Source organism: Aestuariimicrobium soli (genome assembly GCF_051192575.1).
In the GTDB taxonomy this organism is placed as follows: domain Bacteria; phylum Actinomycetota; class Actinomycetes; order Propionibacteriales; family Propionibacteriaceae; genus Aestuariimicrobium; species Aestuariimicrobium soli.
The window spans coordinates 224,199-245,380 of record NZ_JBPJSQ010000001.1; the positions used below are offsets into that span (position 1 = coordinate 224,199).

The window sequence follows — 21,182 nt, forward strand, 5'->3', positions numbered from 1 at the left end:
CGTCAGTCGGCGGCGCGCCTGGGGCGGGCGACGTCGGGTTCCTGCTCGGGCTCGACGGGTGTCGGTTCGGGGGCCTTCGACTGGCGCGCCAGCAGGCGACGTTCCCGCCGCCCCTCGACGAGGTGGTACAGCACGGGTACCAGCAGCAGCGTCAGCACCGTTGACGAAGTCAGGCCGCCGATCACCACGATGGCGAGCGGCTTGGAGATGAAGACACCGCCGCCGCTGAGGCCCAGTGCCATCGGCACCAGGGCAAACACCGTGGCCACGGCCGTCATCAGGATCGGGCGCAGGCGCTGCCTCGCCCCGTCGATCAGCGCCTCGTCGACGCTGTCGCCGCCGGCGCGATAGTGGTTGACCAGATCGATGAGCACGATCGCGTTGGTGACGACGATGCCGACCAACATCAGCACGCCGATCAGCGACGGGATGCCCAAGGCCGTGTCGGTCGCCAGTAGGCCCACGATGGCACCGGTGGCCGCGAACGGGATCGACACCGCCAGGATCAGGGGCTGCACCAGCGACTTGAAGGTGGCGACCATCACCACGTACACGATCGCGATCGCCACCAGCAGCGCGATGCCCAGCTGTCGGAAGGCGTCTGCCTGTTCGGCCGAGACGCCCCCGACCTCGGCCGTCACCCCGGGTGGCAGCTGCACCGTTTCGAGCTGGGCATTCACCGCCGAGGTGAGCGCCCCAAGGTCGTTGCCGGTCGGGGTCAGCGAGACGGTGGCGCCGCGCTGGCCGTCATGGTGGGCGATCGAGGTGGGCACGGTCGTCCGCGTGACGGTGCCCACCTGTGACAGCGGCACGGGGCCGGTGGCCGTGGGCACAGGCAGGTCGTTGAGGGCCGCCAGGTTCTGCGGCTCGTCGGTGGGCAGGATGACGACATCGAGGCTGCCGCCGCTGGGCTGCTCGACCCGGCCCACCGTCTGGGTGACCAGGGCACCGTTGACCACCTGCCGCAGCAGCGGTCCGGTGACCCCCTGGGCGGCGGCCTCGGGTCGGGCCACGACCTGGATCTGCGGCCGGCCCTCGCTCAACGACGACGACACGTCGCTGGCGCCGTCGACCTTCTTCATGGCCTCGGTGATGGCGGTGGTGGCCTCGTCCAGCCGTTCTGAGTCGGGGCCACGGACGATGATGGTGACCTGCGAGCTGCCGGTGGTCGCCGGCGCCGCAACGGTGATCTCACCGGTGTCGGCGAGCTTGGTGGCGATCTCTCGCACCTTGGCCTCGATGGCGGCCTTGTCGGCGTCGGGGTCGAGGGTGAGGTTGAAGGTGGCCGCGTCCTGGCTGCCGCCCAGCCCGAAATTGAAGCCCTCGGAGCCGACGGTCAACTGCACCGACTGCAGGCCGGGAATGGCGCGCAGCTCCTTCTCGAGCACGGTCGCCCGCTTGTCCTTCTCGGCGAGGCTGAGCGCCGCCGGGAACTCCTGGTTGACCGACATCGTGTTCTGACCGGAGTCGTCGAGGAAGTTGGTCTTGAGCCGGGTGGCGGCCGCGCCCGTGGCACCGAGCAGCAGGGCGGCGACGATGAGCACGACCACGGGGTGGCGCAGCGACCACCGCAGCGCGGGGAGGTAGCCGCGCTGCAACCACCCCGACCGTTCGCGCTGCTCGGCTCGCTCACGAGCCGCCTGCGCCGCGGCCACGTCGTCGGCACTCGTGGGCGCCTTCAGGAACCAGTAGGCCAGCACGGGCACGATCGTCAGTGAGACCAGCAGCGAGGCGAGCAGCGCCAGCGTCACCGTCATGGCGAAGGGCCGGAACAGCTCGCCCGTCTGGCCCTGCACGAGCCCGATCGGCAGGAAGACGGCCACGGTCGTGATGGTGGCCGAGGTGATGGCCACCGCCACCTCGCGCACGGCGGTGAGGATCGCGGCGCGCTTGTTCTCGCCGTAGGAGAGATGGCGCTTGATGTTCTCGATCACCACGATGGAGTCGTCGACCACGCGCCCGATGGCGATGGTCAGCGCGCCCAGGGTGAGGATGTTCAGCGAGTAGCCGAAGACCTGCAGGCCGATCAGCGTGGCCAGCACCGAGACCGGGATCGAGACGGCCGTCACCAGCGTGGAGCGCAGTGACAGCAGGAAGACCAGGATGACGATGATCGCCATCGTGAGTCCCAGACCGCCCTCGACCAGCAGGTCGTGGATCGACTGGCTGATGAACGGGGCCTGGTCGAAGACCGGGGTGAAGGTGGCCTCGTGGCCGAGCTCGCTCTGCAGTTGCGGCAGCAGGGATTTGATCTCGTCGGCCACCGCGACCGTGTTGGCGTCGGGCACCTTGTAGATGCTCACGGTCACCGACGCAGCCCCGTTGGTGCGGGAGATCGATCGCGCCTCGGCCGGTGCCTGCTCGACGGTGGCGACGGCATCCAGGCGTACGGGGGTCGCCGGGGCTCCCGCACCGGAGCTCGGCGTGGTCGGGGAGACCATCACCTGCTTGACCTGGTCGACACTTGTCCAGCGCTGCCCGAGCGTGACCGACATCGTCTGGTCGCCGTCGGTGATCTCGCCGCCCGACGACACCTGCCCGCCCGCACCGAGGGCGGCCATCACATCGGCAGACGTTAGCCTCGCCCGCGCCAGCTTGGTGGCGTCGAGGCTCACCTGCACCTGGGTGGCGGGCGCCCCGCTGATCTCGACCGAGCGCACGCCCTCGAGGCGTTCCAGCTTGGGCACGGCCAGGTCACCCAGCCGCTGGGAGAGCTGCGAGGCGTCGGTCGAGTCGGCCACCGACAGCACCAGCACCGGGAACGAGTCGAAGCTACCGGTGATCACCTGGGTGTCGACGCCGTCGGGCAGCACCCCGCGGATGCGGGAGATGGCCGCCTGCACGTCCTGCTGCACGGCGTTCATGGACGAGCCGTACTTCATGGTGGCGATCACCACCGACTGCCCGGTCGTCGAGGTCGATTCGGACGACTCCAACCCCTGCAGGCTGAGCACGGCCTGCTCCAGTGGGGTGGTGACCGTGTCCTCGACCACCGTGGGGCTCGCCCCCGGGTAGCTCGCGATGATGTAGACCTGCGGGAACTGCACCGAGGGCAGGAGCTCCTGCTTCAGGCCACTGGTGGCGATCACCCCGTACACCATCACGAAGACGGTGACGAGGGCGATCAGCGCGCGGTTGCCGAGGCTGGCGTGGGCGAGTCGGTGCATGGCGAGGTGCCCGGCGGGGTCAGTGTGCCGCGGCGGCGACGGGGGCAGGCTGGCCGATGCCCTCGACGAGGTCGCGGTACCACTGCTGGCCGATGTCGAACGGCTTGCCGCCCTTGATGCGGTCGAACGCGATGGCGGTGAGCTCGTCACCGTTCTCCTCGTCCTGCCCGATGACCCCGGGGGTGCCGGCGAGCGCCGAGTCGACAGCCAGGTCGGTGCACTGCTTGATCAGGTCGAGGTCGGCCTGGTTGGCGGCGGCGGAGCGGGAGAAGTAGCCGGACTTCTGGATCATCACCTTCTCGGCACCCAGCAGTTCGGCGAACTGTGCCCCGAACCAGGCACCCGGGTTCACCTTGTCGAGCTTCACGTGGCCGAAGGGGTCGCGGGGTACTTCCTGCCCGGCCTTCTCCAGCTCGGCGACGATGGCGTCGAGGCCTGCGCCCTCGGACAGGAAGATGGTGACGTTGCCCACCTCGTCCATCACCTTCTTGAGGCGATCGGCCTCGGCGGCGATGTCGATGACGGCCTCGGGCACGTAGACGGCGTGCACGTCCCAGGCCTCGCGGGACAGGCCGATCTCGGGCAGCCAGGTCTGGATGTCGAGCCACTCGCGGTACTTCTGGGCGGTGGCGGCGGTCAGCCACCCGCAGTGACGGCCCATCACCTCGTGGATGATCAGCATGCGCGAGCCGGAGTTGTGCTCGGCGACGATGTTCTGCGCGAACAGGGCACCCTGCTCGGCGGCCGTCCACGCGCCCAGCGACTGCTTGATCGGGATGACGTCGTTGTCGATGGTCTTGGGCAGCCCGACGACGGTCAGGCCGTAGTCGTGCTCGGCGAGGTAGGCGGCCAGGTCGGCGGCGGTGGTGTTGGTGTCGTCGCCGCCGATGGTGTGCAACACGTCGACGCCGTCTGCCACCAGCCGATCGGCGGCCACCTTCAGCGGGTCGTCACCCTCGTTGACGAGGCCGCGCTTGACCAGGTCGGCCGCGTTGGTCAGCTTCACCCGCGAGTTGCCGATCGGCGAGCCGCCGAACAGGTGCAGCAGGTCGGCATGGGCGCGCACCTGATCGGTCACGGTCAGGTAGTCGCCCGACAGGAGGCCCTGGTAGCCGTGCTTGTAGGCGATGATCTCGACGTCGGGGGCCACCTCGGTGTAGCGCTGGATGAGACCGCCGATCGCCGACGACAGGCACGGGGCGAAACCGCCCGCGGTGAGCAGAGCAACCTTGTTGACCATGAGGAACCTTTCGCAGAGGGTGTCGGCCTCAGCCTAGGGCACCCGCCGGGGGTGGGCAGGCGCCCTCTCAGGCCTCGGCGATGGCCCGCTGCAGCTCGTGGATGACGGCCTCCATGACCAGTCGCATCGACCCGACCATGGGCTGGCACTCCGGTTCCAGCAGGAACTGGATCTGCAGGCCGTCCATGGCAGCGATGATCGTCCGGGTGCCCTCGTCCACCCGGTCGGGGATCTTCTCGGCGTCGGGGCCGAGGATGTCGACCAGGGCCGCGCGCACGCTGGTGCGCACCCGGTCGTACCGGTCGCGGAACCAGTCCTGGGCCGGATGGTCGTGGGTGAGCGACTCGGCCGACAGCACCGCGTACAGCTGGGTCAGGCCGGGGGAGCGCTCGTTGCGCTCGGTGACCTCGATCAACGACTGGAACATGGCGCGGCCCGAGGAGTCGACCGGGCTGGGTGAGGAGTCGTCGCGCTGGTCGAGCACCTCGACCAGCAGGTTCTCCTTGGTCTTGAAGTGGTGCAGGATGCCCGCGGCGGTCATGTCGAGCTGGTCGGCGATGTCGTTCAGGGACGTGTTGTGGTAGCCGGTCGACGCGAACGCCTCCATCGCTGCAACCACGATCTCTGTGCGCCTGCTGGGGCGTCCGCCCCGACGCACCGCCGTGGTGTCGTCCGGGGAACTGTTCGGTGACATGGGCTGAGGGTATAGCAATGTGACCACCCGTTCACTATGCATGGTTGTCCACAGGTGCGAGCGGGGTGGACTGTCGGCGTGATGGGGTGTCGTCATGGGACGAGAGCCGAGCATCGACCGTGAGCGCGGGGTGAGCCTGTCCGCGTTCACCGCGGTGGTCGTGGTGGCGCTGCTGCTGGTCGCCGGCCTGGTCGTCGACGGTGGTCAGCGGGCCGCGGCCCAGCGCGAGTCCGAAGCCGTGGCGGCCCAGGCGGCCCGCGTGGGCGTCGACGCGTCATCGACCGCCGTCGTGCAGGGACGCACCGGCGGCCCGGCCGCCGTGGCGGCGGCGCGCGCCAGTCTGCGCTCGCAGGGGCGGAGCGGCACCGTCACACTGCGGCCTGGCGGAGTGATCGAGGTGAGGGTGCTCCACGACAGCCCCACGACCTTTCTGAGCCTGATCGGCATCGACCGCTTGCCCGCCGGCGGTCAGGCCGCGGCCCGGCTCCGCGCGGCTGAACCGGCGTAGCATCGCGCCATGGGGAGATATCTCGACGTTCACCCGGTCAATCCGCAGCCCCGGCTGATGGCCCAGACGGCCGACCTCGTCCGCGACGGCGGGCTGGTGGCCATCCCGACCGACTCGGGGTACGCCCTGTGCGGTGCCATGGGTGCCAAGGAGCCGCTGGAGCGCATCAAGCGCCTGCGCGACCTGGACGACAAGCACCACTTCACGCTGATGGTCTCGAGTTTCGCCCAACTGGGCGCCTACGTCGACATGGACACCTGGGTCTTCCGTGCCCTGAAGAGCAACACCCCTGGGCGCTACACGTTCATCGTGAAGGCCAGCCGGGAGGTGCCGCGGTTGATGCAGCATGCCAAGAAGAAGACCGTGGGGGTGCGGGTGCCCGAACACACGGTGCCGCTGGCGCTGTTGGAGGTGCTCGGCACCCCGCTGCTGACCAGCACGCTGATCCTGCCCGGCGAGGCCGAACCCATGACCGACGGCTGGACGGTGCAGGACGAACTCGGCCCGCACCTCGACGCAGTGTTGGACTGCGGCGAGTGCGGGCACGAGCCGACGACGGTGGTCGACCTGTCGGGTGACGAACCGGAGATCAGGCGCCTGGGTGCGGGCGACCCTGAACCCTTCGAGGTCGGATGAGCGGAGTCAGCTGAGCAGCTTCAGCGTGACCGGGTAGCGGTACTGCTCGCCCTGCAGGGCCTTGAGGGCGCCGCGGATGTGGCACCACAGGGTCAGGATCGCCGACACACCCCAGAGCACGAAGCCCACCGGGGCCAGCACGACGGTGATCACCATGATCCAACCGACGATGCCGATCACCCAGTTCCAGATGTTGAAGTTGAACGACCCGGCGGCGGCCGTGCGGACGAACCGGTTGCGGTCCTTGTACAGCAGCCACATCACCAGCGGGCCCACGAAGGTCAGCCAGCCGGCGGAGACCACCATGGCGATGATCGCGGACAGGTGGGCGAGGGCGGCGGCGCCGCGGGCTTCGGTGGTGGCGGGGTACGAGGTGTCGCGGTAGGTGCTCATGTCGTCCATTCTGCGGCGCCCCTCACGCGCGAATCCCTGCCTCCATGGGGTGCTGCGGGAGCGAGTCAGGGAGTCCTCGGGGAATACGCTGGGTGCATGCCTGCCGAACTCGCCGCCCTGGCCGCCGCGCTCCTGTGTCTGGTCGGGATCGCGGGCATCGTCAGTCAGGTGCTGCCCGGCTCGGTGTTCGTCGGTGCGGGCCTGCTGGTGTGGGCCGTCTTCGGGAACGCGCCCTGGCCGTGGGCATGGTTCGCCGGCGGGCTGGTGTTGGTCGTGATCGGTGCGATCGCCTCGACCGTGCTCACCGGGGGAGAGCTGAAGAAACGCGGCATCCCCAACTGGACGATCCTGGTGGCCCTGCTGGTGGGCGTCGTGGCTGGCTTCTATGTGCCCGTCGTGGGCATGCTCGTGGGCTTCGTCCTCACCCTGCTGGTGTGCGAATGGATCCGGGTGAAGGAGTTCCGGTTGGCGGTGCGCACCAGCGCCGCCACCGTCCGGGCCGTGGGCGTGGGCATGCTGGTCGAGCTGGCCTGCGCGCTGCTGGCCTGCAATCTGCTGGGCGTCTCGATGCTGGTGGGCTTCCTCGCCTGAGCGTCTCACCAGCCCCAGGCCGTCGCCGCGTGGCAGGCTGGGGCCATGTGCCGCAACATTCGTCCGCTCTACAACTTCGACCCGCCGGTCACCGACGACGAGATCTCGGCCGCCGCGCTGCAGTTCGTCCGCAAGGTCTCGGGATTCACCAAGCCGAGTCAGGCCAATCAGGAGGCCTTCGACCACGCCGTCGCCGAGATCGCCCACATCACCCGCCACCTGATGGAAGACCTGGTCACCACGGCGCCCAGCAAGGACCGTGAGGTCGAGGCGGCCAAGGCGCGCGAGCGATCCGCGAAGCGTTACGCCACAGCCTGACCTCACCTGCCAAGCTGGGCGGCATGAGTCGACCCAACATCCTGCTGATCCTCTCCGACGACCACGGCTGGGGCGACCGCTCGTCCAAGCGCACCGAGGCGCACGGACTGCCGATTTCGACCCCGAACCTCGACCGTTTGGCCGCCGAGGGAACCACGCTGGACGAGGGCTATGTCACCGCCCCCATCTGCAGCCCCTCGCGGGCCGGGTTGATCAGCGGACGACACCAGGCCCGCTGGGGCGCGCAGTGGTTCGACAGCGCGGCCTTCCCACCCGACGGGGCCTCCCTGCCGGAACAGTTGGGGCGCTCGGGTTACACCACCGGCTACTTCGGCAAGGTGCATTACGGCTCGGGGGACGACCCGGGCGCGCGGCCCTGCCCGCCCGAACACGGCTTCGACGAGACCCTCTACATCCTCTCGAAGTTCCACCTGGGCCGTGCCAACTACCTGCACCGCGGCACCGAGGCGGTCGCTCGCTATGGCGAGGCGGCGGGGGTGATGGGCGTCGGCACGCTGTGGGACGGTGACCAACAGGTCGCCCCCGAGGGCTTCCTCACCGACATCTGGGCCGACCGGGCCGAGACCTTCATCGCCGACCACGCCGGCGACGACGACCCCTTCTTCTGCATGGTGGCGTTCAACGCGGTGCACAACTTCTGCTGGCAGCTGCCGGCCGAGGAACTGCGCAAGCGGGGGCTGCCCACCGCCGCCGACTGGGACCCCAGTGTGCAGCCCTACACCGAGTGGTACGACGACGTCATCCACCCCAACCTCGAGCACGGACGCGAGTACTACCTCGCACAGCTGGAACTCATGGACGCGGCCATCGGACGCCTGCTCGACCGCCTCGACGCCGAGGGAGTCGCCGACGACACCCTGGTGGTCTACCTGACGGACAACGGTGGCTCGACCTGCAACTACGGCGACAACGGACCGCTGCGCGGCACCAAGTACACGCTGTGGGAGGGCGGGGTGCGGGTGCCCTACATCGTCCGCTGGCCCGGCGGTGGTGTGCCGGCCGGTCAGGTGCGCGACGGACTCGCCTCGAGCCTCGACCTGGTGCCCACCCTGGTGGGAGCCGCCGGGGGCGAGCCCGACCAGACCGACGGACGCGACCTGCTGCCGCTGTTGAGTGGTGACGGCTCGGGGCACGACGAACTCAACTGGGTGACGGGATTCCAGTGGTCCATCCGCCGCGGCCCATGGAAGCTCTACTGGTGCGATGCCGCCGACGAGGCCACCCGCGCGATCGCGGCCACCGAGCACGCACCCTTCGGTGACGGTTACTGGTTGTCGGACCTGTCGTCCGATGTCGGCGAGACCCGCAACCTGGCCGGTGAGCGGCCCGAGGTGCTGGCCGACCTGATCACCCACCATGAGCGCTGGCGCCACGACGTCGCCGGCCAGACCGACTGGCGTGCCGCTGCCGTGGGGTGAATGTCGTCGTCGCGTCCACCCGTCCCCCGTCCCCCCAACGAGGAGAGATCATGACGTTCCACCACCGACGAGCACTGGCGGCCGTGGCGGCTCTGGCGCTGCTCGCCCCCACGATCACGGGCGGCGGGCTCGCCGCCGCGACTCCACCGCCGGGGGATCCCGATGCGGTGGCCGTCACCTCCCGCGCGATCCGGGCCGGCGAGTCGACCCTGGTCGTCGACCGCACCACCGCCGTGGCTCCGGGACTCGACCTCACCAGCTTCCGTCGTCTGCAGCCGGGTGGCTGGGTGACCGGGCACGTGATGGACGCCGACCTGTCCGTGCCGAGCCTCGGCCTCGACGTCGCCGACGGCGGCACGGTCTCGGGCTCCAACGCGACCGTCGAGACCTTCGCCACCGACGCGCGCGCCGTCGCCGCGGTCAACGGCGACTACTTCGACATGAACGCCACCGACGCCCCAGTGGGCACGAATGTCTCGTCGGCGGGGGTGCGGACGATCTCGAACGCGGGCCGGCCGTCGTTCACGGTCGCCGACGGCAAGGCCGCGGTGCGGGCGCTGATGTCGACCGCGACGCTGGCCACCACGACCGGCACCGAGAAGCTGACGGCGGTGAACTCGCCGAATGTCGCCGCCCACCAGGCCACCCTGTTCACCCAGGCCTGGGGTTCGTACAGTCTGGCCGCCCTGGTGCCCGCCGATGAGGGTGCCCTGCGGGTGATCCGGGTGCGCGACGGCGTGGTCACCCAGGTCTCCACCGACCGATCCGCCCTCACCTTGCCGTCGGCGATCAAGCCGGGAGAGTCGGTGGTGGTGGCCCGAGGCACGGCCGCGCAGCGACTCGCCACAGCCAGCGTCGGTGACGCCGTCGACGTCACCGTGGGAACCGACGTGCCCGTCGACGTGGCCGTGGGCGGCTCCCAGTGGATGATCCGTGACGGAGTGGTGTCCACGGTCGACGAGGCCACCGCCGGCCGCACCGCCATCGGGGTGTCGAAGGACGGCACCCGGCTGAAGGTGGTCACCATCGACGGTCGCGCGGGTGACTCGCACGGCATGACCATTCGCGAACTCTCCGCCTTCATGCGCGACCTTGGCGTCTGGAACGCCCTCAACCTCGACGGTGGCGGCTCCACCACGCTGCTGGCCCGCCCGGCCGGCACCGAGGCGCTGCAGCTGGTGAATCGTCCCTCCGACGGCAGCCAGCGACTCGACTCCAACGCCCTGGTGTTCACCAGCACGGCCACCGGCCCGGTGCGCGGCGTGGACGCCCGCGCGGCCCTGCAGCCCGCCGCCGGGCTCACCCGCCCAGACGCCACCCGGCTGCTTCCCGGGCTGAGCCGAACGGTGCTGGTCACCGGGCTGGATGCCAACCTGGCGGCCGCCCCGGTTGCCGGGGGCAAGCTCGTCACCAAGGATGGTGCCGTGGCACGGGTCGAGAACACCAAGCCGTCGGGTGACACCGGCGTGGTGCGCGCCGTGGCGCCCGGAACCACCTCGGTGGAGTACTTCGCCAAGCTCACGAGTCAAGGTGCTCCCAGCCGCTCGTCGTTCGCCCTGTCGGTCGACGGTCGGGTGCAACGGATCGAACCCTCCCGATCAGTCGTCGCCCTCACCGATGCGGCCGACAGCCAGACGCTGACCGTCACCGCCGTTGACGGCGACGGTCACCGGGTCGGCGTCGAGACCCGCGACGTCCGCGTCACGGCTGGCGACGGCATTCGCGTGCAGGCCACGGGGCTGGACACCCTGACCGTGACGGCGACGGGTGGGGCGAAGGCCTCGTCCGTCGAGCTGAGCGTGCTCGGCCACACGGTCACCGTGCCGGTGACCATCGGCGTGGACGAAGTGCCCGTCGCCGACTTCGCCGACGCCTCCCAGTGGAAGGTGGGGGTGGCCCGCGCAACCGGGTCACTGTCGGCCACGACCGGCCCGGACGGGGGCCCGGCCCTGGGGCTGGACTTCGACTTCACCGCGTCGACGGCCACCCGTGGCATGTACGCGGTGCCGGTGACACCGCTGCCCGTCGCCGGCCAGCCGCAGGCCTTCACGCTGTGGATCAAGGGGAACGGGAAGTCGGAGTGGCCACGACTGCAGGTCACCCGGGGCGACGGCACCTCCACCAATCTGGATGCCCCCCTGGTCGACTGGGTCGGCTGGCGGAAGGTCAGTTTCCCCGTGCCCGTGGGCACGGCCTACCCACTGACCGTCACCGCCATCAGGTTCATGGAGACGCGCTCCACCGTCACCTACACCGACCACCTCGAGATCGCCGACCTGGTCGCCGAGGTGCCCGTCGCGGTCGACCTGCCCGACCCGGTGAGTGTCGCCGACCCGGTGATCCTGACCCAGGGGACCGTCGCCGACCGGCCCCAGCGCATCGCCGTGATCTCCGATTCCCAGTTCGTCGCCCGCAACGGCGAGAACCATCCGGTGGTGCAGGCGGCGCGGCGCACCCTGCGCGAGATCGTGGCCGCCCGCCCCGACTTCGTGCTGCTCGTCGGTGACTTCGTGGACGAGGCCAGTCCCGCCGACCTTGCCCTGGCGAAGAAGGTGCTGGACGAGGAACTGGGGGTGCCGGGCTCCGCCGGCGCGACGCCCTGCGTGTACGTGCCCGGCAACCACGAGGTGATGGGCGGGCCGATCAGCAACTTCGAGGCCGTCTTCGGCGCCACGGCGACCCACCGCAGGCTGGGCAGCACGCTGGTGGTCACCCTCGACTCGTCGTCGGGCACCCTGCACCCGGGCGGTTCGACGGCCCAGCTGCGCATGCTCCAGGAGCAGTTGGCCGCCGCCGCGACCGATCCCGCGGTGACGGGGGTGCTGGTGGTGAGCCACCACCCCGTCGACGACTTCCAGCCCGACCAGGCCTCGCAGCTCACCGATCGCCACGAGGCGGCCGCGCTCGCCGAGGCCCTCGGTCAGTGGCAGCGCACCACCGGCAAGCAGGTGGCGCAGGTCAACGGGCACATCGGCAGTTTCCACGCCGACGCCCTCGAGGGCGTCTCGCGGCTGGTCAACGGCAACTCGGGCAAGTCGCCCTCGGGTTCGCCCGACCGCGGCGGGTTCACCGGCTGGACGATGCTGGGCATCGACCCGGCCGGCACCTCGCGCACGGGCTGGCTGAAGGCCGAGACCCACGCCCGGGTCGATGCACTGAGCCTGACCGCCCCGAGCACGCTGGCGCTGGGCGAGACCGCGCCGGTGTCGGCGACCGTGCTGCAGGACGGCACCCGTCGGGTGCCCGTCGCATGGCCGGTGAGCGCCGTCTGGGGCGGCGACGGCGTGGCCGTGGCTGGCGGCGACACGTCGTCCGCGGTCATCGTCGTCGACCCGGCCACGGGCACGGTGAAGGCCGTCGATCACGGACAGGCACGACTGACCGTGACCGTGAACGGGGTGACGGCGGTTCAGACCATCACGGTGTAACGGACGACGACCAGCGCGCCCAACACGACCAGGCTCGCGGGCCACCCCCAGGTGGCCCGCGGCCGGCGCAGCAGGTGCCAGGTCAGGGCGGCACCCATCAGCAGCCCGCCCAGGTGGGCCTGCCAGGCGATCCCGGCGACCCCGAAGGTGATCAGCAGGTTGAGCGCCAGCACGGCGATGATCCGTGAGGTCGATCCACCGAGCGCCCGCTGGGCCATGAAGATCGCGCCGAACAGGCCGAACACCGCTCCCGATGCGCCGACCGTGCCCATCGTCCAGTCGCCACCCCAGGGCAACGACTGGCCGGGGTTGGGCATCAGCAGCACGAAGGCCACGCCACCGGCCAGCCCCGACCACAGGTGCAGCAACAGGAACCGGATCGAGCCGAGGAAGGGCTCGAGGCTTCGTCCGAGGGTGTACAACGCAAACAGGTTGAAGCCGATGTGCATCAGCCCGAACGGCAGGCTCGGGTCGTGGGTGAACATCGAGGTGACAAGCCGCCACGGTTGCGACCAGGCGGTGTCGGCCGAGAGCAGCAGGGCTTCGGTGGTGGGCGGGAACGTCAGCTGGGCCAGCCACACCAGCAGGCAGGCGATCACCAATGACCAAGTCACCGGGGTGGGTGTGCGACGGCGCTGGGTCGCCGGGCCGGTGGGCTCGGTGGGCGCGGTCACACCAGCGACCTCAGCCAACCGGCCAGTCCGGCGGCTCCACAGGCCAGCAGCACGCTCACGAAGGTGCCGATGATGAACCGCTCGGCGACACCGGTCTCGGGTGCCTTCAGTTCGGGGTAGCGGGCCAGGCCCTTCACGGCGAGCGCGATGGCGATGCCCTCGGGGTAGTGCGCCAGCAGGGCGGCGTAGACGGCCAGTCGCTCGAGCATGCCGATCCAGGCCCCGCCCCTCAGGGTGCTGCCGGCCGACTGTGCGTGCAGGGGGCCGTCGTGGGCCTCGTCGGCGGGGGCACCCGTGACGCGGTCGGCCAGACGGAACACCCCGGTGACGACGCGGCCGCCGAGCAGGGTGACCAGCAGTCCCAGGGCCACGACCACGCCCACCTGGGCCCAGATCATGACGCCACCCCCGCCAGCAGTCGTTCGGCCAGGGCGGTGAGTCGCTTGACCAGTCCGTGGTCGGCCACCTTGAGGCGTTGGCTCACGGCCGAGGCGGTGATGCCGAGGCGGGCGGCCGCCTGGGCGCCAGTCAGGCCGGACTCCACCAGATCGACGACCTCCCATCCCTGGGCGGTGCGCCGCTCGAGCAGTCCGCTCAGGGCGAGCAACACGGTCTCTGCATCGGTGGCGGCCTCGGTGATCGCGCCCGTGCCGGTCGTGTGGGTCACCACCCGCACCGCTTGGCTGTGCTGGTCGACGCCCTCGCGGGCGGCGAGATAGGCGGGGCCGCGGGCGGCACGGGTCGAGGCGGGCAGGGGCTCGTCCACCTCGCCGAAGCCGATGCCGATGCGGAACCCCCCGACCCGAGTGAGGGCGGCCACGGCCGCGACCACGGTCGCGGGGTCGGCGGTCAGGCCCTGGAGCTCGTCACCGGCCGTGCGCTCGAAGGCGAGGGCCAGACCGGGCAGGCCAGCCAGCGCCGACAGGGCCGCGGGCACGCGGTCGGGTGAGGTGCGCGACCGCCGCTGGTCGGCGGTGATCGCGAACCAACCTGTTGAGGTGGACGACTTCACCCGGTCATCCTAAGGCGTCAGGCTTCAGTGAGTCAGTCGAGCTGCCAGCTGCGCTTGCTCAGCCCGAACCAGAAACCGTCGACGGTCGAGGTGACCTTCGGGGCCGGGTTGGAGGCCATGGCCGCCCCGAGCGAGATGTAGAGCGGCGCCCAGTGCTCCGAGCGAGGGTGGGCGATCTTCGCCGCCGGGGCTGCCGTCTCGTAGTTGAGCAGCGCGTCGACGTCGTGGGCGTCCATCCGCTCGGCGGCCCAGGCGTCGAACTCCGTGCTCCACGTGGGCGCCGGTGCATCGGCGGGGGCGGCGGGGTTGAAGCCGCGCAGGTTGTGGGTGGTGAAACCCGAGCCGACGATCAGCACGCCCTGGTCACGCAGCGGGGCCAGGCGTCGTCCGAGGTCGTAGAGCTTCTCGGGGGCGAGCGTGGGCATCGACAACTGCAACACCGGCACGTCGGCCTCGGGGAACATCTCCACGAGGGGAACGTAGGCGCCGTGGTCGAGCCCGCGCTCGGGGTCGGTGTACAGCGGGGTCTCGCCGCCCAGCAGCTTCGAGATGTCGGTGGCCAGGTCGGTGGCGACCGGCGCGTCGTAGGTCACCTGGTAGTACCGCTCGGGGAAGCCCCAGAAGTCGTAGACCAGGGGAGTGCCCGGCACCGTGCTCGAGACGGTGAGCGGAGCCTGCTCCCAGTGGGCGGAGATCATCAGGATGGCGCTGGGCTTGGAGGCTTGGGTATTCAGGGCGCCCGACCAGTCGGCCAGTTGGCCGGTCCAGATGGCGTCGTCGGCGAGCGGGGGAGCGCCGTGGGAGAGGTACAGCACGGGCTGGCGGTCGGTGGCTGCAATGTTGTTCACAGTTGAAGTAACGCATATCTCGGGGCCATTGTTCCGGTGGTCGTCCAAATCTCCTTCCAGCACGTGGGCACAATGGCGCCCATGACCGCACTCCTGCACCAGGTGGCCCTGCGCGCCGTCGACCCTGCCCGCGCCACCGACTTCTGGACGACCCGACTGGGCGCTCGTCCGATCGCCGCGTTCGGCGACCTCTCGTTCCTGTGGCTGGGGGAGACCCGGCTGCTGCTCGAGCCGGGCGCCCCGGCCGCTCTGGTGTACCTGCGCGTCGATTCGGTGCGTGACGAGGTCGAACGCCTGCGCGCCGACGGCGTCGCCATCGAGACCGAACCGCACGTGATCTTCACGGACGCCGAGGGGACCTTCGGCGATGCCGGGGTCGACGAGTGGATGGCCTTCCTGCGTGACAGCGAGGGAAATCTGGTCGGACTGGCCTCCCGGGAGCCCGCTGAAGTCTGACCGGCTCGCGAGACACGCGGGGGATGCACTGGACATCTCGGCCCGCGCCCGGTGACAATGCTCGTAATTTACAACGCTGTAAATGAGAGGACGAGCATGAGCTCAGGCCATCGGGTCGACCCGGCGTTCGTGGTGGGGCCCCTGAACCGACGCATCTTCGGCACCTTCGTCGAGCATCTGGGTCGATGCGTCTACACGGGCATTCACGAGCCCGACCACCCCACCGCCGACGAGTACGGCTTCCGGGGCGACGTCGAGGCGCTCGTCAAGGAACTCGGTGCCACCCTGGTGCGCTACCCGGGTGGCAACTTCGTGAGCGCCTACCACTGGGAGGACGGAGTCGGTCCGGTTGAGGAGCGTCCCCGCCGGTTGGACTTCGCCTGGCGCTCGATCGAGACCAACGAGGTGGGCACCAACGAGTTTCTGGCCTGGTGCCGGCGCGTCGACCTCGAGCCGCTGCTGGCCGTGAACCTCGGCACCCGTGGCCTGACGGAAGCCATGGAGTACCTGCAGTACGTGAACTCGCCGGCCGGCACCACGCTGGCCGACCAGCGCGTCGAGCACGGGTACGCCGACCCGTGGAACGTGCGGCTGTGGTGCCTGGGCAACGAGATGGACGGCCCGTGGCAGATCGGTCACAAGACTCCCGAGGAGTACGGCCGGCTGGCCCAGGAGGTGGCCAACGCCTACCGTCGCTACGACGAGGACCTCGAACTCGTGGCCTGCGGATCGTCCACCCACGCGATGCCCACGTTCGGCACCTGGGAGCGGGTGGTGCTCGAACACTGCTTCGAACACGTCGACCACATCAGCGCCCACGCCTACTACGAGCCGGTCGACGGCGACCGGGTGAGCTTCCTGGCGAGCAGCGCCGACATGGACCGGCACATCAGTGACGTGGTGGCCACCGCCGACGCCGTCGCGGCGGCGAAGGGGTCGTCCAAGCGCATCATGGTGAGCTTCGACGAGTGGAACGTGTGGTTCCAGGAGCGCTGGAACGGTGAGAACTCCGTCGAGATCGCGGCCCGTCCTTCATTGATCGAGGACGTCTACTCCGCCATGGATGCCGTCGTCGTCGGCTCCCTGCTGATCACCCTGATGCGCCACACCGACCGGGTCGGGATCGCCTGCCAGGCGCAGTTGGTCAACGTGATCGCCCCCATCCTCACCGAGGCGGGAGGCCGCGCCTGGAAGCAGGCCATCTTCGAGCCGTTCGCGCTCACCGCCCGCCACGCCCGCGGCACCGTGCTGCAGCTGGCAGGCACGTCGCCCACCATCGACACGCCGCGTTTCGGCGCCGTCGACCAGGTCTGGGCGACCGCCACCCATGATCCGCAGTCGGGGGACATCGCTGTCTTCTGCTGCAACCGCTCGGTCGATCAGTCGATCGAGTGGACCCTCGACCTGTCGGGCTTCGCTGGAGCCGCGCTGGTCGAGCACGTGACGGTCGAGGCCGCTGATGACCCCGACCGGTACAACACCGCGGACGACCCCGAGCGGGTGGTTCCGGTGGCGGGGGTCTCGTCCATGGCGGACGGGGTGCTCACCGCACAGTTGGCGGCCATGTCGTGGCACTGCCTCAGGCTCACCTCGAACCCGAGCTGACGCCCACCACTTTCGAAGGGACAACTCATGTCGCACTCCCAGAACGAGGCCGTGTTCGGCCTGTCCCGACGGGGCCTGATCGGCACCGCCGTCGGTACCTCCGCAGCGGTCGGACTGTCCGCCTGTGGCGGCAGTTCCTCCCCCCAGAAGGCCGGCCCGACGGCCGCCTCCGGCTCCGGTGGCGCCGAGGGCTACGACGGCCCCGAGGTCACCCTGCAGTACTGGAACGGCCTGACCGGCGGTGACGGTCCCATCATGAAGAAGCTCGTCGCCGAGTTCATGAAGGCCAACCCCAAGATCAAGGTCGTCACCACGGCGATCGCGTGGGCCGACTTCTTCCAGAAGCTGCCGGCGGCCGTGTCCAACGGCAAGGGCCCCGAGGTGGCGCTCATGCACGTGTCGGACATTCCGACGATGGGCGCCCGCAAGGTCATCCAGCCCATCGACGACGTCATCAAGGGCCTCAACCTGACCAAGGACGACTTCCCCTCGAACGTGTGGGATGCCTCGTTCTACGACAACGCCCAGTACGCCATGCCGCTCGACATGCACCCGGCTGGCCTGTACTACAACACCACCGTGATGGAGAAGGTGGGCCTGGACCCGACCAAGCCGCCCACCACCAAGGACGAGTTCATGGCCGCCATGGACGCGTGCAAGTCGAAGGGCGTGCAGGGCTACTGGGTGTCGGCGCTCAGCGTCGGCGGACTGATCGCCCAGTCGGTGATCTTCCAGAACGGCGGCTACATGGAGGACGAGACCGGCACCAAGACCGGGTTCGGTGACCAGCCGGCGATCGATGCGATCACCTTCTTCAAGGGGCTCATCGACCAGGGGTACTCGCCGAAGAACGCCGCCGGCGACGCCGACTGGGTGAGCTTCTCGAACGACAAGGCCGCCTTCATGATCAACGGCCCTTGGATGGTGACCCCCTGCAAGGAGATCTCGAAGCTGAAGTGGGGCTGTGCGCCGGTGCCGGTGCTGGGCGCCGGGGAGAAGACCTGGGGCGGGTCGCACTGCTTCACCCTGCCCGTGCAGAAGAGCAACGACGCGAACAAGCAGAAGGCCGCGCGCGTCTTCCTGAACTGGATGGGCAACCACTCGGTCGGGTGGGCCGAGGCGGGCATGGTGCCGGCCCGCACGTCGGTGCGCGAGAGCGAGGACTTCAAGAAGTACACCGAGGTCACCCAGTTCGAGAAGATGATCGACTGGGTGCAGTTCGGCCCGCTGAAGCCGGGTGTCGCCGATGCCGAGGCCGAGTGGGGTCCCGCGGTGTCGAACGCGATGCTGGGCAAGCAGCCCGTCGACGTCGCCCTGAAGGCCGCAGCAGTGAAGGGTGACAAGATCCTGGCCGCCAACAAGAAGAAGTACGGCTACTGATGGCTGCCGCAGAAGCGAGACTCTCGACGAAGCTGCGGCATCACCACCCGGTCACCCCGTACCTGTTCATCGCACCGTACGTGGTGCTGCTCGTCGGCTTCGTGCTGTGGCCAGCCGTCTTCGGGTTCTGGATCAGCCTGCACGACTGGGACTTCCTGCTGGAGTCGAAGCCGTTCGTCGGGTTGCAGAACTACCGGAACCTGTTCGACCCGGCCTCGACCACCTACAGCCCGTTCTGGACTGGCATGAAGAACACCCTGATCTTCACCGTGATCAGCGTTCCCTTCCTGGTGGTGATCCCGTTGGGTCTGGCCGTGATGCTCAATCGCAAGTTCCCGGGACGAACGGTGTTCCGCGCGTTGATCTTCGCACCGTTCGTGCTGGGCATCTCGGTGATCGGGCTGCTGTTCACCTACCTGTTCGACGCCCGGTACGGCCTGGTCAACGAGGTGTTGAGTTGGGTGGGGGTGCCCGAGATCGGGTGGCTGACGACCCAGCCGGCGGCCTGGATCGGTCTGGTGCTGGTCACCATCTGGTGGACGATCGGCTTCAACGCGATCATCTTCCTGGCCGGCATGCAGGGCATCAACAACGAGCAGTACGAGGCCGCCGAGCTCGACGGTGCCGGCGGGTGGCAGAAGTTCCGACACGTCACCCTGCCCGGTCTGCGCAACGTGTTCATCTTCATCCTGACCACGACGATCCTGGCCAGCGCCAACATGTTCGGCCAGTCGTACCTGATCACCGGAGGTGGGCCGGGTGACTCCACCCGCACCGCGATCATGGTCATGACCGAGGAAGGCCTGCGGCAGTTCCGCATGGGGTCGGCGTCGGCCATGAGCTACCTGCTGGCCCTGTTCCTCGCCGTGGTCTCGGTGGCGAACTTCATGGTGATGAGGGAGAGAAAATGACGGCGACGACAGCGCCCCGAACCGACCCGGCCCCACCCGAGGAGCCGAGCCGGGAGCGGCGCATCACCCACAAGCGGGCCTACAACCGCGATCACAACTCACCGCTCTTCTACCTGGTGCTGGTGCTGATCGCCCTGCTGTTCATCGTGCCCGTGTTGTGGATGGTGCTGACCTCCTTCCGCGTCTCGGAGGAGACCCGGGCCATTCCCATCCAGCTGATCCCGCGGCACTTCTCGCTGCGGGGGTACCGGATGGTGCTCGACCCGGCCAGCGATGGCGCCGGGGCCAATCCGGTGCCGCGCTGGTTCTTCAACTCGGTGGTGGTGGCCACCCTTGGCACCATCTGGAACCTGTTCGTGGCGGCCCTGGCGGCCTACCCCCTGGCGCGCATGAGGTTCCGCGGCCGCAACCTGCTGTTCGGCATGTTGATCGGCACCATGTTCATTCCGGGCTTCATCTTCCTGATGCCCAATTACCTGACCATGGACAAGCTGCAGTGGCTCGACAGTTACTGGGCCCTGGTGGTGCCCGGTGCCGCGGGAGCGTTCGGCGTGTTCTTCCTGCGCCAGTTCTTCCTGTCGATCCCGCGGGAGCTCGAGGAGAGCGCCCTGATCGACGGCGCGAACCAGTGGACGATCTTCACCCGCGTCATCCTGCCGCTCAGCAAGCCGGCGCTGGTGACCCTGGCGACGCTGAGTTTCCTGGGGCACTGGAACGACTTCATCTGGCCGCTGTTCGTGCTGTTCAGCCCCGAGAAGTTGACCCTCGCCCCGGGCCTGGCGACGCTGAAGGGCGCCTATGTCACCGACTACCCGGTGGTGATGGCCGGAGCGACGGTGGCGGCGGTGCCGGTGCTGATCGTCTACGTGTTCCTGCAGCGCTACGTCATCGAGGGGGTGGCCTCGAGCGGGCTCAAGGGTTGACCTCCGGGTTGTCGTCCGGGCTGTTGTGGGCACGCAGGAATGCCTCGGCCTCGCGGGCGAGGGCATCACCGTCGGGCAGGTCCTCCGGCGCGGCCGCCAGGCCGCGTCGGGGGCGATGCTCGTGCACCTGGTCGTACTGCTCCTCGAGGGACTCGACCAACTGCTGCGCCTCTTCGGAGCCACGCACCTCTTCGGCCACCTGCGAGCGGGTCTGCTCGGCGGTCAGCGCGAGCGCCGTGGTCGGAATGATGTGGCCCGTCGTCTCGGACAGTGCCCGAATCAGCGCGATGGTGGCGTCGGGGTAGTCGGCCTGGGCCAGGTAGTGCGGCACGTGGGCGGTGAGCCCGATCACCTTGTACCCCTGCTCCGACAGGCGCAGTTCCAGCATGCTCGGGAACGAGGCGCTCATCTGCACCCGCGGGAACAGCGGAGTGTTCCCGGGAATCAACGAGGGGTCGGACGCGTGCCGGGTCACCGACACCGGCCGGGTGTGCGGGGCCGCCATCGGGATCGCCGACAGCAGCACCACCTGTTGCACGTCGAACTGGTCGACCAACTGGGCCACCGAGCGCGCCAACCGCTCCCACTGCAGGTCGGGCTCCGGCCCCGACAACAGCAGCCAGGGCGCACCCGACTCGTCGAGCAGGTGGTGCAGCACCATGCGCCCCGGCTGGTAGTCGGTGAAGTGGTCATGATCGAAGGTGATCGGCGGGCGCTGGCCGCGGTAGTCGATCAGCTGGTCGAGGTCGAACTCCGCCACCCGCTCGTGGGGCAGGCTGGCGAGCACGTGTTGGTCGAACTGCGCCTGGGCGCGCCCCGCATCCATGAAACTGGTCAGCGTCACGACGAGGGTGCGGGCGCGCATGGTGCGCGGGTCGACCCGGGGTTCGAGCTGGTACAGGGTCGCGGGGTCCAACATCGGCAGTCCTCCTCGTCGTGGCGGTGTGCTCCTTGCACGA

Annotated in this window: 20 protein-coding genes; 11 read left to right on the top strand and 9 right to left on the bottom strand. The window is 69.3% G+C overall.

From position 1 onward, the window contains the following. Positions 1-2: 2 nt before the first annotated feature. The 3 genes from ACSDQ9_RS01060 to ACSDQ9_RS01070 form a co-directional block, all read right to left on the bottom strand. Positions 3-3,167: an efflux RND transporter permease subunit gene (locus ACSDQ9_RS01060; RefSeq protein WP_435142684.1), complete on the bottom strand. Its 3,165-nt coding sequence runs from the start codon at positions 3,165-3,167 to the stop codon at positions 3-5. A 19-nt stretch (positions 3,168-3,186) separates the two neighbouring features. Further along, positions 3,187-4,407, bottom strand: a complete 1,221-nt coding sequence (locus ACSDQ9_RS01065; protein WP_435142686.1) for a pyrophosphate--fructose-6-phosphate 1-phosphotransferase — start codon at positions 4,405-4,407, stop codon at positions 3,187-3,189. 67 nt (positions 4,408-4,474) lie between these two features. Continuing rightward, positions 4,475-5,101: a TetR/AcrR family transcriptional regulator gene (locus ACSDQ9_RS01070; protein ID WP_435142688.1), complete on the bottom strand. Its 627-nt coding sequence runs from the start codon at positions 5,099-5,101 to the stop codon at positions 4,475-4,477. A gap of 94 nt (positions 5,102-5,195) precedes the next feature. Between ACSDQ9_RS01070 and ACSDQ9_RS01075 the strand changes: the two genes are divergently transcribed. Continuing rightward, positions 5,196-5,609: a hypothetical protein gene (locus ACSDQ9_RS01075; protein ID WP_435142690.1), complete on the top strand. Its 414-nt coding sequence runs from the start codon at positions 5,196-5,198 to the stop codon at positions 5,607-5,609. Positions 5,610-5,618: 9 nt separating this feature from the next. Further along, positions 5,619-6,245, top strand: a complete 627-nt coding sequence (locus tag ACSDQ9_RS01080; protein ID WP_435142692.1) for an L-threonylcarbamoyladenylate synthase — start codon at positions 5,619-5,621, stop codon at positions 6,243-6,245. Between the two features lie 6 nt (positions 6,246-6,251). Here ACSDQ9_RS01080 and ACSDQ9_RS01085 read toward each other — a convergent pair whose 3' ends face one another. After that, positions 6,252-6,638, bottom strand: a complete 387-nt coding sequence (locus ACSDQ9_RS01085) for a DUF4870 domain-containing protein (RefSeq protein ID WP_435142694.1) — start codon at positions 6,636-6,638, stop codon at positions 6,252-6,254. A gap of 96 nt (positions 6,639-6,734) precedes the next feature. Here ACSDQ9_RS01085 and ACSDQ9_RS01090 point away from each other — a divergent pair, with 96 nt between their 5' ends. Genes ACSDQ9_RS01090 through ACSDQ9_RS01105 form a run of 4 tightly spaced genes read left to right on the top strand, consistent with a single transcriptional unit; the run spans position 6,735 to position 12,414 of the window. Continuing rightward, complete coding sequence (locus tag ACSDQ9_RS01090; protein ID WP_435142696.1) at positions 6,735-7,229, top strand: DUF456 domain-containing protein; 495 nt, start codon at positions 6,735-6,737, stop codon at positions 7,227-7,229. Positions 7,230-7,274: 45 nt separating this feature from the next. Beyond that, entirely contained in the window at positions 7,275-7,547 is a 273-nt protein-coding gene (locus tag ACSDQ9_RS01095; protein WP_435142698.1) for a DUF2277 domain-containing protein, read from the top strand. A gap of 23 nt (positions 7,548-7,570) precedes the next feature. Continuing rightward, a complete protein-coding gene (locus ACSDQ9_RS01100) occupies positions 7,571-8,986 on the top strand; it encodes a sulfatase family protein (protein ID WP_435142699.1) in 1,416 nt (471 codons plus the stop codon). 50 nt (positions 8,987-9,036) lie between these two features. Then, positions 9,037-12,414, top strand: a complete 3,378-nt coding sequence (locus ACSDQ9_RS01105; RefSeq protein WP_435142700.1) for a phosphodiester glycosidase family protein — start codon at positions 9,037-9,039, stop codon at positions 12,412-12,414. Here ACSDQ9_RS01105 and ACSDQ9_RS01110 read toward each other — a convergent pair. Genes ACSDQ9_RS01110 through ACSDQ9_RS01125 form a run of 4 tightly spaced genes read right to left on the bottom strand, consistent with a single transcriptional unit; the run spans position 12,396 to position 14,948 of the window. Beyond that, the gene (locus tag ACSDQ9_RS01110; protein ID WP_435142701.1) at positions 12,396-13,088 is read right to left on the bottom strand and encodes a rhomboid family intramembrane serine protease; all 693 of its coding nucleotides are present in this window, start codon (positions 13,086-13,088) and stop codon (positions 12,396-12,398) included. The genes ACSDQ9_RS01105 and ACSDQ9_RS01110 overlap by 19 nt on opposite strands. Next, positions 13,085-13,486: a hypothetical protein gene (locus ACSDQ9_RS01115; RefSeq protein WP_435142702.1), complete on the bottom strand. Its 402-nt coding sequence runs from the start codon at positions 13,484-13,486 to the stop codon at positions 13,085-13,087. Before ACSDQ9_RS01115 ends, ACSDQ9_RS01110 begins: the two co-directional genes overlap by 4 nt. Continuing rightward, positions 13,483-14,100 carry a transposase gene (locus tag ACSDQ9_RS01120; protein WP_435142703.1) on the bottom strand — a complete coding sequence of 206 codons (618 nt, stop codon included), beginning with the start codon at positions 14,098-14,100 and terminating at the stop codon, positions 13,483-13,485. Before ACSDQ9_RS01120 ends, ACSDQ9_RS01115 begins: the two co-directional genes overlap by 4 nt. A 32-nt stretch (positions 14,101-14,132) precedes the next feature. Continuing rightward, positions 14,133-14,948 (bottom strand): dioxygenase family protein, encoded by an 816-nt coding sequence (locus tag ACSDQ9_RS01125; RefSeq protein ID WP_435142704.1) that lies wholly within the window; start codon positions 14,946-14,948, stop codon positions 14,133-14,135. Positions 14,949-15,029: 81 nt separating this feature from the next. Between ACSDQ9_RS01125 and ACSDQ9_RS01130 the strand changes: the two genes are divergently transcribed. The 5 genes from ACSDQ9_RS01130 to ACSDQ9_RS01150 all read left to right on the top strand — a co-directional run bounded on the left by ACSDQ9_RS01130 (position 15,030) and on the right by ACSDQ9_RS01150 (position 20,223). Further along, on the top strand, positions 15,030-15,404 hold the full coding sequence (locus tag ACSDQ9_RS01130; protein ID WP_435142705.1) for a VOC family protein: 375 nt from the start codon (positions 15,030-15,032) through the stop codon (positions 15,402-15,404). A gap of 96 nt (positions 15,405-15,500) precedes the next feature. Next, positions 15,501-17,009 (top strand): arabinosylfuranosidase ArfA, encoded by a 1,509-nt coding sequence (arfA, locus tag ACSDQ9_RS01135; protein WP_435142707.1) that lies wholly within the window; start codon positions 15,501-15,503, stop codon positions 17,007-17,009. A gap of 27 nt (positions 17,010-17,036) precedes the next feature. Next, positions 17,037-18,389, top strand: a complete 1,353-nt coding sequence (locus ACSDQ9_RS01140) for an ABC transporter substrate-binding protein (RefSeq protein ID WP_435142708.1) — start codon at positions 17,037-17,039, stop codon at positions 18,387-18,389. Then, positions 18,389-19,300 carry a carbohydrate ABC transporter permease gene (locus tag ACSDQ9_RS01145; protein ID WP_435142709.1) on the top strand — a complete coding sequence of 304 codons (912 nt, stop codon included), beginning with the start codon at positions 18,389-18,391 and terminating at the stop codon, positions 19,298-19,300. Before ACSDQ9_RS01140 ends, ACSDQ9_RS01145 begins: the two co-directional genes overlap by 1 nt. After that, on the top strand, positions 19,297-20,223 hold the full coding sequence (locus ACSDQ9_RS01150; RefSeq protein ID WP_435142711.1) for a carbohydrate ABC transporter permease: 927 nt from the start codon (positions 19,297-19,299) through the stop codon (positions 20,221-20,223). Before ACSDQ9_RS01145 ends, ACSDQ9_RS01150 begins: the two co-directional genes overlap by 4 nt. On the opposite strand, the gene ACSDQ9_RS01155 is transcribed toward ACSDQ9_RS01150, so the two are convergent. Next, entirely contained in the window at positions 20,213-21,142 is a 930-nt protein-coding gene (locus ACSDQ9_RS01155) for a PAC2 family protein (RefSeq protein WP_435142713.1), read from the bottom strand. The genes ACSDQ9_RS01150 and ACSDQ9_RS01155 overlap by 11 nt on opposite strands. Positions 21,143-21,182: the final 40 nt, after the last annotated feature.